General features: G+C 72.6%; 17 protein-coding genes. 9 read left to right on the forward strand and 8 right to left on the reverse strand.

Annotation, left to right across the window (positions count from 1 at the left end):
* Positions 1-21: 21 nt before the first annotated feature.
* Positions 22-480: an NUDIX hydrolase gene (locus N8J89_RS23475; RefSeq protein WP_283659153.1), complete on the reverse strand. Its 459-nt coding sequence runs from the start codon at positions 478-480 to the stop codon at positions 22-24.
* Between the two features lie 116 nt (positions 481-596).
* Here N8J89_RS23475 and N8J89_RS23480 point away from each other — a divergent pair, with 116 nt between their 5' ends.
* From N8J89_RS23480 to N8J89_RS23490, 3 genes are read left to right on the forward strand one after another with little or no spacing between them, the layout of a single operon-like run.
* Entirely contained in the window at positions 597-977 is a 381-nt protein-coding gene (locus tag N8J89_RS23480) for a hypothetical protein (protein ID WP_283659154.1), read from the forward strand.
* Positions 974-1,834, forward strand: a complete 861-nt coding sequence (locus N8J89_RS23485; protein ID WP_283659155.1) for a tetratricopeptide repeat protein — start codon at positions 974-976, stop codon at positions 1,832-1,834. The genes N8J89_RS23480 and N8J89_RS23485 overlap by 4 nt, the downstream gene beginning before the upstream one ends.
* Positions 1,831-3,081 carry an ATP-binding protein gene (locus N8J89_RS23490; RefSeq protein WP_283659156.1) on the forward strand — a complete coding sequence of 417 codons (1,251 nt, stop codon included), beginning with the start codon at positions 1,831-1,833 and terminating at the stop codon, positions 3,079-3,081. The genes N8J89_RS23485 and N8J89_RS23490 overlap by 4 nt, the downstream gene beginning before the upstream one ends.
* On the opposite strand, the gene N8J89_RS23495 is transcribed toward N8J89_RS23490, so the two are convergent.
* Both N8J89_RS23495 and N8J89_RS23500 read right to left on the reverse strand, forming a co-directional pair.
* A complete protein-coding gene (locus N8J89_RS23495) occupies positions 3,071-3,514 on the reverse strand; it encodes a DUF6314 family protein (RefSeq protein WP_283659157.1) in 444 nt (147 codons plus the stop codon). The two genes, N8J89_RS23490 and N8J89_RS23495, sit on opposite strands and share 11 nt — an antisense overlap.
* Positions 3,484-4,923, reverse strand: coding sequence for a flavin-containing monooxygenase (locus tag N8J89_RS23500; RefSeq protein ID WP_283659158.1), 1,440 nt, complete (start codon positions 4,921-4,923; stop codon positions 3,484-3,486). The genes N8J89_RS23495 and N8J89_RS23500 overlap by 31 nt, the downstream gene beginning before the upstream one ends.
* A 120-nt stretch (positions 4,924-5,043) precedes the next feature.
* Here N8J89_RS23500 and N8J89_RS23505 point away from each other — a divergent pair, with 120 nt between their 5' ends.
* From N8J89_RS23505 to N8J89_RS23520, 4 genes are all read left to right on the forward strand, one after another.
* A complete protein-coding gene (locus N8J89_RS23505; protein ID WP_283659159.1) occupies positions 5,044-5,973 on the forward strand; it encodes an ABC transporter ATP-binding protein in 930 nt (309 codons plus the stop codon).
* Between the two features lie 376 nt (positions 5,974-6,349).
* Positions 6,350-7,084, forward strand: a complete 735-nt coding sequence (locus N8J89_RS23510) for an ABC transporter permease (protein WP_283659160.1) — start codon at positions 6,350-6,352, stop codon at positions 7,082-7,084.
* Positions 7,075-8,328, forward strand: coding sequence for a sensor histidine kinase (locus tag N8J89_RS23515; RefSeq protein WP_283659161.1), 1,254 nt, complete (start codon positions 7,075-7,077; stop codon positions 8,326-8,328). The genes N8J89_RS23510 and N8J89_RS23515 overlap by 10 nt, the downstream gene beginning before the upstream one ends.
* Positions 8,321-8,974: a response regulator gene (locus N8J89_RS23520; RefSeq protein WP_283659162.1), complete on the forward strand. Its 654-nt coding sequence runs from the start codon at positions 8,321-8,323 to the stop codon at positions 8,972-8,974. The genes N8J89_RS23515 and N8J89_RS23520 overlap by 8 nt, the downstream gene beginning before the upstream one ends.
* On the opposite strand, the gene N8J89_RS23525 is transcribed toward N8J89_RS23520, so the two are convergent.
* Entirely contained in the window at positions 8,949-9,299 is a 351-nt protein-coding gene (locus N8J89_RS23525) for a PNPOx family protein (RefSeq protein WP_283659163.1), read from the reverse strand. The genes N8J89_RS23520 and N8J89_RS23525 overlap by 26 nt on opposite strands.
* Positions 9,300-9,356: 57 nt before the next feature.
* Between N8J89_RS23525 and N8J89_RS23530 the strand changes: the two genes are divergently transcribed.
* The gene (locus tag N8J89_RS23530) at positions 9,357-9,971 is read left to right on the forward strand and encodes a TetR/AcrR family transcriptional regulator (protein ID WP_283659164.1); all 615 of its coding nucleotides are present in this window, start codon (positions 9,357-9,359) and stop codon (positions 9,969-9,971) included.
* A gap of 114 nt (positions 9,972-10,085) precedes the next feature.
* Positions 10,086-11,558 carry an MFS transporter gene (locus tag N8J89_RS23535; RefSeq protein ID WP_283659165.1) on the forward strand — a complete coding sequence of 491 codons (1,473 nt, stop codon included), beginning with the start codon at positions 10,086-10,088 and terminating at the stop codon, positions 11,556-11,558.
* Positions 11,559-11,590: 32 nt separating this feature from the next.
* Here N8J89_RS23535 and N8J89_RS23540 read toward each other — a convergent pair whose 3' ends face one another.
* From N8J89_RS23540 to N8J89_RS23555, 4 genes are read right to left on the reverse strand one after another with little or no spacing between them, the layout of a single operon-like run.
* On the reverse strand, positions 11,591-12,139 hold the full coding sequence (locus N8J89_RS23540; protein ID WP_283659166.1) for a hypothetical protein: 549 nt from the start codon (positions 12,137-12,139) through the stop codon (positions 11,591-11,593).
* Between the two features lie 10 nt (positions 12,140-12,149).
* Positions 12,150-13,286: a hypothetical protein gene (locus tag N8J89_RS23545; protein WP_283659167.1), complete on the reverse strand. Its 1,137-nt coding sequence runs from the start codon at positions 13,284-13,286 to the stop codon at positions 12,150-12,152.
* Positions 13,283-13,630 carry a hypothetical protein gene (locus tag N8J89_RS23550; RefSeq protein ID WP_252485975.1) on the reverse strand — a complete coding sequence of 116 codons (348 nt, stop codon included), beginning with the start codon at positions 13,628-13,630 and terminating at the stop codon, positions 13,283-13,285. Before N8J89_RS23550 ends, N8J89_RS23545 begins: the two co-directional genes overlap by 4 nt.
* A gap of 11 nt (positions 13,631-13,641) precedes the next feature.
* On the reverse strand, positions 13,642-14,142 hold the full coding sequence (locus tag N8J89_RS23555; protein ID WP_283659168.1) for a YbaB/EbfC family nucleoid-associated protein: 501 nt from the start codon (positions 14,140-14,142) through the stop codon (positions 13,642-13,644).
* Between the last annotated feature and the right edge of the window lie 50 nt (positions 14,143-14,192).

A 14,192-nucleotide genomic window follows, 5' to 3' on the forward strand; every position in this document is an offset into this window, starting at 1 on the left:
CTCGTGACAGCAAGCTGCCGTTCAGCCCAGCAGCTCCGCCAACCGCGCCAGGAACACCCGCTGTCCCTTGACCAGCTTCACCGCCGCGGTCTCCAGGTCGAACCAGGCCACCCGGTCCAGCTCCGGGAACTCCGCGAACTTCCCCGACCGCGGCGGCCACTCCATCCGGAAGGTCCCCGGCACCACCCGGTCCAGGTCCACCGAACCCTCCACCGCCCACACCGCGACCACCTTCGCCGACTGCCGCGCCTGGCCCAGCGGCAGCAGCTCCCCCTCCGGCGCGGGCAGCCCGAGCTCCTCCAGGAACTCCCGCCGGGCCGCGGCCTCCGGCGCCTCGTCCTCGGTGTGCTCGCCCTTGGGGATGGACCAGGCCGCCTCGTCCTTGCTCGCCCAGAACGGGCCGCCCATGTGTCCGAGCAGGACTTCCACCCCGTTCTCGCCCCTGCGGTGGACCAGGATGCCCGCACTTCGCCGCGTCACCGGAACAGGGTAGAGCCGTCGACTACGCTTTCGGCGGAACTGGAGGGGGCAGGGTGTCCGACGATCTTCTCCGGCCGACGATTCGCACGTCAGCCGGGACCGCACGGCCGTGGCGGGTGAGCAGCCAGGCCTATGTCGCGTTCTTCGGCGGCGTGCTGGCGGTCACCACCATCGCCTTTCTCAACTCCGGCAAGCTGGGCATGGCCGCCCGCGAGCGCCGGCTGGTGCTGCTGATCGGCGGGGTGGCGCTGGCCACGGAGCTCGTGCTGGCGCACCTGATCGCCGACCTGGTGGCGCTCAACGCGCTGCGGCTGATCATCCGCGCGGTGGCGTTGCTCGGCTACTTCGCCCAGGCCCGCCTCCAGCACACCGCGGAGCGGGTGTTCCAGCTGCGCGGCGGTGAGCACGCCTCGCTGTGGGGACCCGGCTTCGGCGCGGTGTTCGGCTGCGGCGTCCCGGAGGCGCTGCTGGTGGCCGTGGTGGTGTGGACGGCATGAGCGAGGAGACCTTCGCGCTGGTGCGGCACTGGATGTCGGTGCGCCAGCCCGAGCGCGCGCTCGACGCGCTGGCCCAGCTGCCCGGTGAGGACGCGGTCGGCTACCCGGCCACGGTGTTCCGGGCCAGCGCGCTGTGGATGCTGGACCGCAACGAGGAGGCGGCCCGGGTCGCCGCCGACGGCATCAGCCGGTTCGGGCCGGACCTGCCGCTGCTGCAGGTGCTCGGCAACACCCGGCACGAGCTGGGCCAGTGGCCGGCGGCCGAGGAGGCGCTGCTGGCCGCGCTGCACCAGGACCCGGAACAGCCGCAGCTGCTCTGCGACTACGCGCGGCTGTGCCTGTCCGCCGGGCAGGTGGACAAGGCGGAGCGGCTGGTCGCGCGGGCCGCACACCACGATCCGCACCTGGAGGCGGCCGGCCAGGTCCGGGCGATGATCGCGCTGGCCCGCGGCCAGGACGCCGAGGCGGTGCGGCACAGCGCGGACACCCTGGCGCAGGACCCGGACTCCACCGCGGCGCGGGCCATGCACGGCAACGCCGCGGCCCAGACCGGGGACGTGGACCAGGCCTACCGGTCCTTCCGGGCGGCCGCGGCCGCCGAACCCGGCAACGCCGCCTACGTCGCGGCCGCCCGCGAGGCCAGGGTGGCCGCGCACCCGGCGCTGCGGCCGCTGCGGCTGATGTACCGGATCGGGCCGATGAAGCTGTGGCTGGGCTTCATGCTGGTGCTGCTGGGCCTGCGCGCGGCCGGGTTGCTGCCGCTGGCCCTCGGGCTGACCGTGATCTGGGTCCTCTACTGCGTCTACTCGTGGGTGGCGCCGCCGCTGGTGCGCCGCTGGTTGGAGCGGAACCGATGAGCGAGCACCGGATCGAGTCGCTGCGCCGCGCGGTCGCGGCCAGTCCGGAGGACCCCATGCTGCGGCTGATGCTGGCCGAGGAGCTGGCGAACGCGGGCCAGACTTCAGCGGCGCTGGACGAGTACGACTGGCTGCTGCACCACGACGCCGACCTCACCGAGTCGTTGGTGCACATCGGCGAGCTGGCCGCGGCCGAGCAGCGGCTGCCGCTGCTGCGCGCCTGCCTGGAACACGCCAGGCAGGCCGGGATCGTGGAGGGCGTCGGCAAGCTGCAACGGCTGGTCGACGAGCTGCTCACCGCGCGCGGCGCGATCAGGGTCACCGCCGAGGGGCGTGCCGGTGAGCGGCCGGAGGGTCCGGCGGCGCGGGCGGAAACGCTGACCTTCGACCAGATCGGCGGCATGACCGAGGTCAAGCAGCTGATCCACCGCATGATCATCCTGCCGCTGTCCCGGCCGGAGCTCTACGCCAAGTACGGCCGCCGCACCGGTGGCGGCGTGCTGCTGTACGGGCCGCCCGGCTGCGGCAAGACCATGATGGCCCGTGCCACCGCCGGGGAGTGCGGGCTGCCGTTCGTCAACGTCCGGATCGAGGACGTGATGGACCCCTACCTCGGGGTGTCCGAGCAGAACCTGCACGCCGCCTTCGAGACCGCCCGCGCCCAGGCGCCCTGCGTGCTGTTCCTGGACGAGCTGGACGCGCTGGCCTTCGCCCGGCACAAGCACCACGGCTCCGACGCCCGCCGGCTGGTGGACGTGCTGTTGCAGGAGCTGGACGCGATCGGCTCGGACAACGACGGGGTGCTGGTGCTGGCCGCCACCAACGCGCCGTGGGACGTGGACGAGGCGATGCTGCGACCCGGCCGGTTCGACCGGGTGGTGTTCGTGCCGCCGCCGGATGCCCCGGCCCGCGCGGAGATCCTGCGTGTGCTGCTGGCCGCCGCGCCCACCGACGGCGTGGACCCCGGCAGGCTGGCCGAGCCGACCGCGCTGTTCAGCGGCGCGGACCTGCGCGCGGTCACCGAGCGCGCGATCGACGCGGTGATCGACGAGGCGCTGCGCACCGGCGCGGAGCCACCGCTGCGGATGGCCCACCTGGAACAGGCCCTCGCCCAGGTTCGTCCGTCCACTGTGGACTGGCTGGTGCGGGCCAAGGCGTACGTGGAGTTCGCCAACCAGTCCGAGCGCTACTCCGATGTGGCCGAGTACCTGGCGGCCAAGGAGGTCCGGCGCAGGCTCAGCCGGTGACCCGCCGGAACACGGTGGCGATGGTGAAGTCCTTGTGCGGCCCGGCCACCTCGTAGGAGATGTGGAAGGTGTCCGGGTCGGCCAGCCGGTAGTGGCCGGTGTAGACGTCCGCGCCGCACAGGTGGGTGGCCGCCTCGGCGTCCGGGCGCAGGGTGTGCATGATCCGGCCGTCCGGGAAGCAGACCTGGAGCGCCTCGCCGTCGAGCCGGTAGCGGTACTCGCGGTAGGCGGGCCCGGTGTAGCCGGCGTCCAGGGTGAGCGTGCCGTCCTCGCGGTAGTGCAGCTCGTCTGCTCCGGCGGGCTGGAACCGGGCCAAGCCGCTCGCGGTGCCCTGCCCGGTGATCACCCGGCTGAACCGCCATTCGCCGGGCAGCGCGGCGAACAGCTGCTGCGCGCTGACGTTCACCCCGGCCTCCTCCCGATCCGCTCCCACGCCGATCGTAACTGCCGCGCGGCCAGCTCCGGGTTCGCGCCAGGACCGCTGAGCCGGTAGTGCCCGGCGACCACCGGCCCGTGCCAGAGCTGCTCGTACCACTCCCCCGCCGGATCCAGCGACGGCAGCACCCCGAACTCCCCGGCCAGCCGGTCGGCGAAGCCCACGTAGTCGCCGTGCGGGAACTGCGGCCGCGGCCGGGCCAGCCGGATGTCCAGCTCCGCCTGGATTCCGGCCCGCATCACCTCCGGCGCAGGGGGCGGGATCGCGCCGGAGAGCACCTCGACCGCCCAGCGGGCCTGGAGCTCGATCACCGCGAAGAACGGCCCGCGGTACACGCCGACGAAGGCCAGTCCGGGCAGCGCGGGGTGGAAGGTGCAGCCGTGCAACAGGATCGGCTGCAACCAGTCGTCGGCGAAGGAGACCTCGGCCAGTAGCGGCGCGGGCAGCGGCAGCTCGGGCCGGTAGCCCGTGCACCAGACCACCGCGTCACAGTCCACAGTGGACCCATCAATGAGCACCAAACCGTTGTGCGACAACGCGGTCACCTGGCCGACCGCGATCCGCAGCGCGCCGTCGGTGAGCAGGCCGGGCAACCGGTCGGAGGTGACCAGGTGCGGCGGCTCGGTCGAGGACGGGTCCAGGGTGAGCCGGGCGTCGAACTGACCAGGGTTGCCGCCCAGAGCGTCGTAGCGGGTGTTCGCCGCGCGGTTGGCCTGCGCCCTCGGCAGCCGGGTCCGCTCCTGCTGACGGTGGCGGGTCATACCGCGCAGGTCGCGCGGCACACCGTCCTCGTAGCGCGGCAGGATCCAGAACGGCCTGCCGGTCACCGCCGTGGTCGCCACCCCCGCCCCGGCCAGCTCAGCCGCGATCTCGGTGCCGCTGAAGGACATCCCCACCACCGCGACCCGCTTGCCCGCGAACCGCTCCGCACCCCGGTACCGGCTGCTGTGCAGTGACTCCCCGTCAAATCGCCCCGGCAGCTCGGGCAGCCAGGGCCGGGAGAACACCCCGGAGGCGAGCACCGCCGTGTCGAAGACCTCGCGATGTTCCCGCCCCGCCTCGGTCCAGGTCACCGCCCAGCCGCCACCCGAGGGCGCGACCTCGGTGACCGCGCAGCCGTAACGCGGACCGAGCCCACTCGCGTAGGCGGACAGGTACCCGTGCACCTCGCCCTGGAACGGGAAGTCCCTGGTCCGCTCCGGCCAGACCTGCTCGGAGAACGAGCACAGCTGGTGCGACAGGTTGGTCGTCATGCCGGCCCAGGCCGCACCGTCGCCGGGCCGCCACACCCCGCCCAGCTCGGTCTCCCGCTCGAACAGCACCGGCTCCAGTCCGGCCGCCCGCGCCGCCCGTGCCGTGGCCAGTCCCGCCGGACCCGCGCCAATGATCGCCAGTCTCGCCCCCACCTCACCAACTGTACGGCCTGGCGCATCAACCGATCAGCTGATTCCCGGTCAACCAGCCGCCCTCCCGGTCCACCGATCCGAGTGATGCCGTGCCGCACTGGCACAGGACAAGCTCATCCCATGCCAGTCATCGAGGTCGACGCCCTGCACAAGCGCTACCGGAACCACGTGGCCGTGGCCGAGGTGTCCTTCACCGTCGAGCGCGGCGAGATCTTCGGCATCGTGGGCCGCAACGGCGCGGGCAAGACCACCACGGTGGAGTGCGTGGAGGGCCTGCGCCGCCCCGACCGCGGCCGGATCTCGGTGCTGGGCCTGGATCCCCAGCGCGACGGCCCCGCCCTGCGCGCCAAGGTCGGCGCCCAGCTCCAGCAGTGCCGCCTGCCCGACCGGATCACCGTCCGCGAAGCGCTCCAGCTCTACGCCACCTTCTACCCCAACCCCCTGCCCTGGCAGCAGTTGCTCGCCGAGCTCGGCCTCACGAAGCAGACGAACACCCGCTTCGAGAAGCTCTCCGGCGGCCAGCAGCAACGCCTGTCCATCGCGCTGGCCCTGATCGGCAACCCCGAGATCGCCGTCCTGGACGAGCTCACCACCGGCCTGGACCCCCAGGCGCGCAAGGACACCTGGGCGCTGATCGAGGGCATCCGGGACCGGGGCGTCACGGTGCTGCTGGTCACCCACTTCATGACCGAGGCGGAACGGCTCTGCGACCGGATCGCGGTGCTGGACGCCGGCCGGGTCGCCGCGATCGACACCCCAGCCGGACTGATGTCCACAGTGGACAGCGAGCAGACCGTGCGTTTCCGCCCCTCCGCGCCCCTGGACCCACACCCGCTGACCACCCTGCCGGAGGTGCGCGCGGTACGCCAAGACGGCCCGGAGGTCACCGTCACCGGACACGGCAACCTGTTGCACGCCTTGACCTCCGCCCTGGCCGCCCAACAGGTGATCCCGATCGACCTCCGCCTGGAACGCGCCACCCTGGACGACGCCTTCCTCGCCCTCACCGGCCACCACCTCATCGAACCCGAACCCGAGACCGCCGCATGACCAATCCCGCCAGTCCCGCCAAGGCCACCTGCACCGGCACTCCTCCGGCCACCCCCGCCTCCTCAGCCGCGCCTGCCCCTGCCACGCCGGCCGTCCCCACCGACTCCGCGCCACCCTCACCCACCCCCGCCGGGCCAGCCGCCCCACCCTCGCCCACCTTCGCCCCGCCAACCGCACCCGGCCCTGCCACACCGGCCACCCCCACCACCTCCGCGCCGCCCTCGCCCACCCCCGCTGGGCCAGCCGCGCCTGCCCCTGCCACACCGGCCACCTCCGCGCCACCCGCGCCCACCCCCGCCATGCCAGCCACCCCCGCCTCGCCCACCGACTCCTCCCCCACCACCCCCACCTCCACCCCCACCGCCCTGGAGCCCCGATGAGCCCCATCCGCGCCTTCGCCGCCACCGAGCTGCGCCTCTTCCTCCGCGACCCGGCCGGCGTCTTCGTCGTCGCCGCCCTCCCGGTCGGGCTGATGCTCGTCTTCGGCCTCTCCGGCGGCTCACTCCCGTCCGACGGCGGCCTGCGCGCCCAACTCACCTTCCTGCCCGCCCTCGCGGTGAGCATCGCGCTGGGCATGCTCGGCCTGTTCACCCTGCCCTCGGTGCTCGCCGCCTACCGGGAACGCGGTGTGCTGCGCCGCCTGGCCACCACCCCGGTCAGCCCGGCCACCCTGCTCAGCGCCCAGCTGCTGGTGCAGGCCGGGATCGCGGTGCTGGCCACGGGGCTGGTCGCGGTGGTCGGGGTGCTCGCGCTTGACCTGCCCGCGCCGCGGAACCCGCTCGGGCTGGCGTTGTCGCTGGTGCTGGGGATCGCCGCGCTGTTCTCCATCGGGTTGCTGGTGGCCGCGCTGGCGCCCAACGCCAAGGCCGCCGGCGGGCTGGGGCCGCTGTCCTTCTTCCCGCAGATGTTCCTGGCCGGGTTCTGGACGCCCTGGGAGAAGATGCCCGACTGGCTGGCCGCGATCGGCAGGCACTCCCCGCTGGGCGCGACCATCCAGACCGTGGCCACCACCTGGGCCGGTGGCGCGCCGGGCCTGGGTCAGCTGCTCGCGATGGGGGTGTTCGCGCTGATCGCGGGAGTGCTGGCGGCTAGGTTGTTCCGGTGGGTCTGAACCATCGGGAGCTGGACGCGTGGGAGCGGCGGGTGGTGCGCCGCACCCAGGCCGTGCCCTACCTCCTGCTGCTGGTGGCCACCGCGCTCAGCGCGCTGCGCGCCGACCCGGCCGAGCTGCCCGTCACCCTCGGGCTGGCCGTGCTGACCGGGGCCTGGATCGCCTGGTGGGTCACCCTGCACCCGGCCTGGGCCGAGCGTTCCGGCCTGATGGCGGTCTACTTCGCCGGGCTGCTGGTGCTGATGGCGCTGCTCGGTTCGCGCGGGGAGTGGTACGGCGGCCTGTTCGTCTTCACCTGCTACGTGCACGCCTGGCACCTGCTGCCCGGCCGGTGGAAGTATGCCGGGGTGGCCGCGGCCGGGTTCCTGTCCATGGGCTCGCTGAGCCGGGGCCTGCCGGACTCGCCGTTGGCCTGGCTGGTGTTCGTGCTGCTGTGGACCGCGATCGTGCTGATGGTGGTGCTGTTCAGCACTTTCGGCGACGTGATCACCGCGCGCAGCGCCCAGCGGCTGACCATGGTGGAGGAGCTCGCCGAGGCGAACCGGCGGCTGGAACGCAGCATGGCCGACAACGCCGAGCTGCAGGCCCGGTTGCTGGAGCAGGCGCACGAGGCCGGGGTGCGGGCGGAGCGGCAGCGGCTGGCCAGGGAGATCCACGACACCCTGGCCCAGGGCCTGACCGGCATCATCACCCAGCTCCAGGCCGCCGAGCAGGCCGCGACCGAACCCGGCGCCGCGCCCCGCTGGTCCCGCCACCTCAGCACCGCCGCCGAGCTGGCCAGGGAGAACCTGGCCGAGGCCCGCCGCTCCGTGGCCGCCCTCAACCCGCACCCCCTGGCCGAAGCCGGGCTCGGCACCGCGCTGACCGAGGTCACCGAACGCTGGTCCGCCATCACCGGCATCCCGGCCCACTTCACCGCCACCGGCCCGGTGCGGCCGCTGCACCCGGAGATCGAGGGCAGCCTGCTGCGCATCGCCCAGGAAGCCCTGGCCAACGTCGGCAAGCATGCCGGGGCCGGGCGGGCGGGCGTGACACTGTCCTATATGGAGGATGTGGTGAGCCTGGACGTGCGCGACGACGGCCACGGCTTCGACCAGTCCACAGTGGACGGTTCCGGCTACGGCCTGCGCGGGATGCGGCAGCGGGTGGACCGGCTGGCCGGGACGCTGGTGATCGAGTCGGAACCGGGCGCGGGCACCGCGGTCAGCGCCACCGTGCCCGCGGTGGGGGTGCGGGATGTCTGAGCCGATCACGCTGCTGATCGTGGACGACCACCCGGTGGTCCGGGACGGGCTGCGCGGCATGTTCGCCGGGGACGCCCGGTTCACCGTGCTCGGCGAGGCCGCCGACGGCGCGGAGGCGGTCACCCTGGCCAAGGCGCTGGCGCCCAGGGTGGTCCTGCTGGACCTGCGCATGCCCGGCATGGGCGGGGTGGCCGCGATCCGGGCCCTGCGCGAGTGCGGCAGCACCGCGCACGTGCTGGTGCTGACCACCTACGACGCCGACCACGACGTGCTGCCCGCGATCGAGGCCGGCGCCACCGGCTACCTGCTCAAGGACACCCCGCGCGCGGACCTCTTCCGCGCGGTGGAGGCCGCCGCCCGCGGCGAGTCGGTGCTCTCCCCCGCGGTGGCCGCCCTGGTGCTGGGCCGCCTGCGCGCGCCCAAGACCGAGGAGGAGCCGCTGAGCCCCCGGGAGGTGGAGGTGCTGGAACTGGTCGCCGCCGGGGTGAACAACCGGGAGGCGGCGCGGCGGCTGTTCCTCAGCGAGGCCACGGTGAAGACCCACCTCCAGCACATCTACGCCAAGCTCGGTGTCCGGGACCGGGCCGCCGCGGTCGCCGAGGGCTTCCGGCGTGGACTGCTCAGTCCAGCTTCACCACCACGCTGACCCGGTCGCCGCCCACCCGCCTGGCCACCGCGTGCCCGCCCCTGGCGGTCCCGTCCAGCTCCAGCCGCAGCGGGCCGCCCTCGCCGAGGAAGTTGCGCCACCAGGTCTTCGCCCCGGCGAACACCACCGTGATGGTGACGATCTCGCCGTTCCGCCGGAAGCCCACCGGGGTGCTGAAAGTCCGCCCCGACCGGCGGCCGGTGTAGGTGACCACGGTGAAGTGCCTGCGCAGGAACCCGCCCCAGCGCGGGGAGTCGCGCAGCGCCAGCACCAGCGCGTTGAACCGGGTGACGAAGCGCCGCAGGACCGGCCCGTTGAGGTTCATGCCCACGACGCTAGCCAGAACTTTTTGGACTTTCGAGTCCAAAGCTAGGCTGGCCACATGGTCACCGGAAAGGGCGCGGCCACCCGCGGCCGGGAGGGCTTCCTGCTGGACGCCGTGCTCAAGGCCACCGGCACCAGCAAAGGCCAACTGTTCCACTACTTCCCGCGCGGCCGGGAGGAACTGCTCGAAGCCGCCGCCGCCCGCCAGATCGAACGCTGCCTGGCCCACCTCCGCCACCGCTACGGCGAGTTCGACACCTGGGCACGCTGGCAGTCCTGGGTGGACGACCTGAGCACCAGCCACCAACTGGACCAGGCCGGCGAGTTCGCCTCCCTGGCCGGGCGGGCCATCGAGCCCGAACCCCGCCTGCGCCGCCTGGCCGGTCGGGCCTACCAGGACCTGATCGAGCTGCAAGCTGACGGGCTCAGGGCGATGCGAGCGCGCGGCGACCTGCTGCCCACCGCCGACCCGGACGCGCTGGCGGCCATGATGGTCTGCACGCTGCAAGGCGGCGTGGTGGTGCACCGGGCCACCGGCTCCCGCCAGCACCTCGCGGCCGCGTTGCAAGGCGCGCTGGCCCACCTGCGCGGGTTCGCCGCGGCAACCGGGAACGCGCCCGGCCGAGCTTCCGGTGACGTGCGGAAAGCGCGGTCGCGGTCAGCGCGCGCCTGACCCGGCGGTGAGTTCCCCAGCGGTCGCCCGGCCGGGGCATTCCGCCCGTGACCTCACGCGCACCAGCTGTTTTCCGGACATGCCGACCGGCCGCACTCGGGCGAGGATGTCCGGGTGACCTCATCCGCGCAGCAGAGCAGCACTCCGGACCCGCGCCGCTGGAAGGCGCTTGCCGTCACGCTGACCGCCGGGTTCATGGTGCTGCTGGACGTGAGCATCGTGAACGTGGCCCTGCCCTCGATCCAGCGCGACCTGGGCGCCTCCGCGGGCGGCGTGCAGTGGGTCATCTCCGGCTACGCGCTCACCTTCGGCCTGGTGCTGGTCTTCGGCGGCAGGCTGGGTGACGCGCTGGGGCGGCGGCGGATGTTCCTGATCGCGCTCACCGGTTTCGTGCTGACCAGCGCGCTGGCCGGGGCCGCGCCGGGACCGGAGCTGCTGATCGTGGCCCGGTTGTTGCAGGGCATGACCGGCGGGCTGCTCACCCCGCAGAACACCGGCCTGATCCAGGAGCTGTTCAGCGGCCCGGACCGCGGCAAGGCCTTCGGCATGTTCGGCGCGGTGGTCGGCATCTCCACCGCGGTCGGGCCGATCCTGGGCGGGGTGATCCTGGCCGTGTTCGGCGATCCGGAGGGCTGGCGCTGGGTGTTCTACGTCAACGTGCCGATCGGCGCGCTGGCCCTGGGCCTGGCCGCGCACCTGCTGCCCAAGTCGCGGGCGAGCCTGCGCGGGATCGGCCGGGAGCTGGACTTCACCGGCGCGCTGCTGCTCGGGCTGGCCGTGGTGTGCGTGCTGTTCCCGATCCTGGAGGCCGAGCAGGGCGGGCTGGGCACGGTGTGGTGGCTGTTCCTGCTCGCGATCGCCCTGGGCGCGGCGTTCGTCTGGTGGGAACGTCGCCTGGTGCGCCTGGACCGGGCGCCGCTGCTGGACCTGCGGCTGTTCACCAGCACCCCGGGCTTCGCCAGCGGCGCCACCCTGGGGGCGGTGTACTTCTGCGCGTTCACCGGCATCTGGCTGGTCTTCGCCATGTTCTTCCAGCAGGGCCTGGGTTTCACGCCGCTGGCCTCGGGGCTGGCGGTCACCCCGTTCGCGGTCGGCTCAGCGGTCTCGGCGGTGGTGGCCGGCCGCCTGGTGGAGCGCTGGGGCCGCAGGCTGACCGTGATCGGGCTGAGCCTGGTGCTGGGCTGCATGCTCGCGGTGGCCGCCCTCGCCCTGCTGGTGCCCGCGGAGTCCGTCGGCTGGGCGGTGGCGCTGCCGCTGCTCATCGGCGGAATCGGCGGCGGCATGGTCATCTCGCCGAACACCACGCTCACCCTGGAGCGGGTGCCCACCTCGATGGCCGGGGTCGCCGGTGGCGCGCTGCAGACCGGGCAGCGCCTGGGCACCGCGGTCGGCACCGCGCTGCTGGCCGCGGTCTTCCACACCGCGATCAGCCTCAGCACCGGCGACTACCCGTTGGCGCTGACCATCTCCATGCTGTGCGCGGCCCTGCTCACCCTCATCGCACTGACCCTCGGGGTGGCCGAGCTGCGCCGCCGCCGGGAGGTGGTCAACCTCGATCCGACGGCGGCGCACTGCTCGCAGGGCTGATCAACTGCCCAGCCGGTGACCAGCGAAAACGGTCAGCCCTGCTTGAGCACGGCCCGTTCCTCCGCGGTGAGGTGGAAGCGGAACTCCGACCCGTCCGGCCACACCAGCTCCTGCTGGTACGGCTTGACCCGTGGCCCGTGCGGGGCCGCCTCGTGCCAGCGCAGGGCGGGCGGACCGTTGTCAGCCGGGGTGCCGAAACTGGGGCCGGTGTCGACCACGCCGACGTGCGAGGGCGAGAACACCAGCCACGCGTTCTCCGCCGCCATCGCCGCCTCCACCAGCCCGAGCGCGCGGGCGTTGGCCGGGCCGCGCACCGAGCCGGACCGCTCGAACATGTTGGCCACCCCGCCGCCGAGCACGGACAGGAACAGGCTCACCACGCCGCCGACCGGGACCCGCACCAGGTTCCAGAAGAACCGGCGGATCAGGCGCTTGCCCTTGACCGTGCCGTCCTTGCGCCTGCCGGGCACCTCGAAGCCGGGCTCGACGTCGCCGAGGTGGACCACGACCACCGGTTCGCGCCACTGGCCTTCGACCAGGGCGCGAACCAGCTGCCGGAACTCAGGATTCGGTGCGACCACGCCGACGAAGTTACATGTCCAGGTTGCCGCGGGTGTCCTCGACGCTGTGATCGCCGCCGATGCCGCTCTTGTTGAACATCGGGCCGTCTTCCTTGGACTCGGCGGCGCCTTCCTTGCCGACGCCCTTGGCCACGCCGATGCCGGACTTGACGCCGATGCCCTTGGCCAGCGGGCCGACCCCGGCGTGGGTGCCGAAGGTCGTGCTGATCACCCGGTTGCTGGGCACGAAGTGGCTGCGCTCGGCCACCTTGCCGACCAGCGGGATGCCCCGGCTGCCCTTCTCCACCACCTTGCCCACGCGGAGCTTGTCGGCGAACTGCACGGCCTTGGTGGCGAACTTGGCCAGGAACTCGATGAACTTCGACAGCAGCTTGCCGAACTTGCCGAGGTAGCTCAGCACCTTCTGCAGCACGCTGGCGGCCTTGGCGATGGAGGCGGTCATGGCCGCGGCCACCGAGCCGCCGAAGGAGATGATCGAGGTGGCCAGCGCGGGCAGCCAGATGGTGATCAGCCAGGAGATCAGCTCGGAGATGATCGCCTTGATCACCTCCTCGATGACCACCATGACCATCGACCACATCTGCAGCACCTCGGCCACCGAGCCCGCGGCCGAGCCGACGCCGCGGATGCCGGTGGAGAACTCGCCGAGGGCCTTGCGCGCCTCATCGCCGGCCTCGTCCAGCCAGTCCTTCAGCGCGGTGTCGCCGGTCTTCTCGAAGTCCTCGGCCAGCGCGACGAAGCCCTGGGCCATGGTGACGAAGTTGTCCGAGGCGTGCCCGATGGCCGGGCCGTCGCCGCTGACCTGGTGCAGCGCGTCCTGCAGCGGCTGCACCAGTTCGAGCAGGATGTTCAGCCCGTTGCTGACCAGCCAGCCGATCGGGTCCATCACGAAGGTGGTCACGTCCATCGCGGCGCCGCTGACGAACTTCGCCCCGTCGGCGGCCAGGTCCTTGGCGCCGGAGGCCAAGTCGCCGACGTTGTCTGCCTGGCCCATCTCCTGGGCGTGCGCGGCAATGGACTTGCCCGCCTTGTAGGCGTCGCCGAGGACCGGGACCTTGGTCGCGGCGCGGTCGGCGTTGGCGGCGAAGCTCTCGTCGTACTGGGAGACGTTGAGCGCGTCGGCGATGCTCTCCTTGGGCCCGGTCACTTGGTCTTCCCCCCGCGCGGTCCGTCGATGTTGGCCTTGTGCCGGCCGAACTCGATCACCGCGTCGTTCTCGGCGCCCTCGTAGATGGCCGCGGTGTCCAGGATCTTGCCGGAGAGCGTCTCCACGCCCTCCTTCATCGCGGCCATCAGCTCACGCAGGTCGCCGAGCCGCTCGGTGTAGGCGCTCTTGGCGAAGGCGCCCATCACGCCCCACGCCTCGTTGGTCACGTCGGCGGCGTCCACCAGCCTGCCGAACTTGTCCGCCTCGGACTGGTAGTAGTCCAGCTGTTTCGCGTAGGACTTCAGCGCCGGAATGTTGACGGCGACCTTGTCGGAGCTGGTCATTTCTCCCGCCCTCAGTGTCGTGGTTCGTCGCCGTAGACGCTGTAGCCGTCGAAGTAGTCGTCATCGTCGCGCTTGACGGGACGCTTCGGCGCGGGCGCCTGCTGGCTGTGGTGGGACGTGAGTTCCTGCGTCGCGGTTCCCAGCGCTTCGGCCTGGGCCGCCTTGACCTGGTCAGTGGTGTTGAGCCCGAATGCCTCGCCCACCGTCTCGTCCACGATGCCGGCCTGCATCCGCACGGCCTCGGCCACCGCCTGGCGCAGCGTGGCCATGATGGTGGCGGCCAGCTGCGGCGCGGGCTGGCGCACCGCGTCCGGAGTGAGCTGGAGGTCCAGCACGGTGCCGCCGGCGCCGGCGACCACGCGCACGGTGCGGTCCGGGGAGACCGCGGCGGCCTCCAGCTGCCCCAGCCGCTCCTGCATGTCGCCGACGCCGCTGAACTTCACCTCGGCCTGCTTGATCTTGGCCTGGAACTTCTCGAACTCGGCGGCAAGCCGTTCCAAGTCGGCAGACACTGCGCTCTCCTGGGGGTGCGGTCCAACGGGACGTTCACCGTACCCGCCCG

Origin of the sequence: Crossiella sp. CA-258035 (assembly GCF_030064675.1) — a bacterium.
Lineage (GTDB): Bacteria > Actinomycetota > Actinomycetes > Mycobacteriales > Pseudonocardiaceae > Crossiella.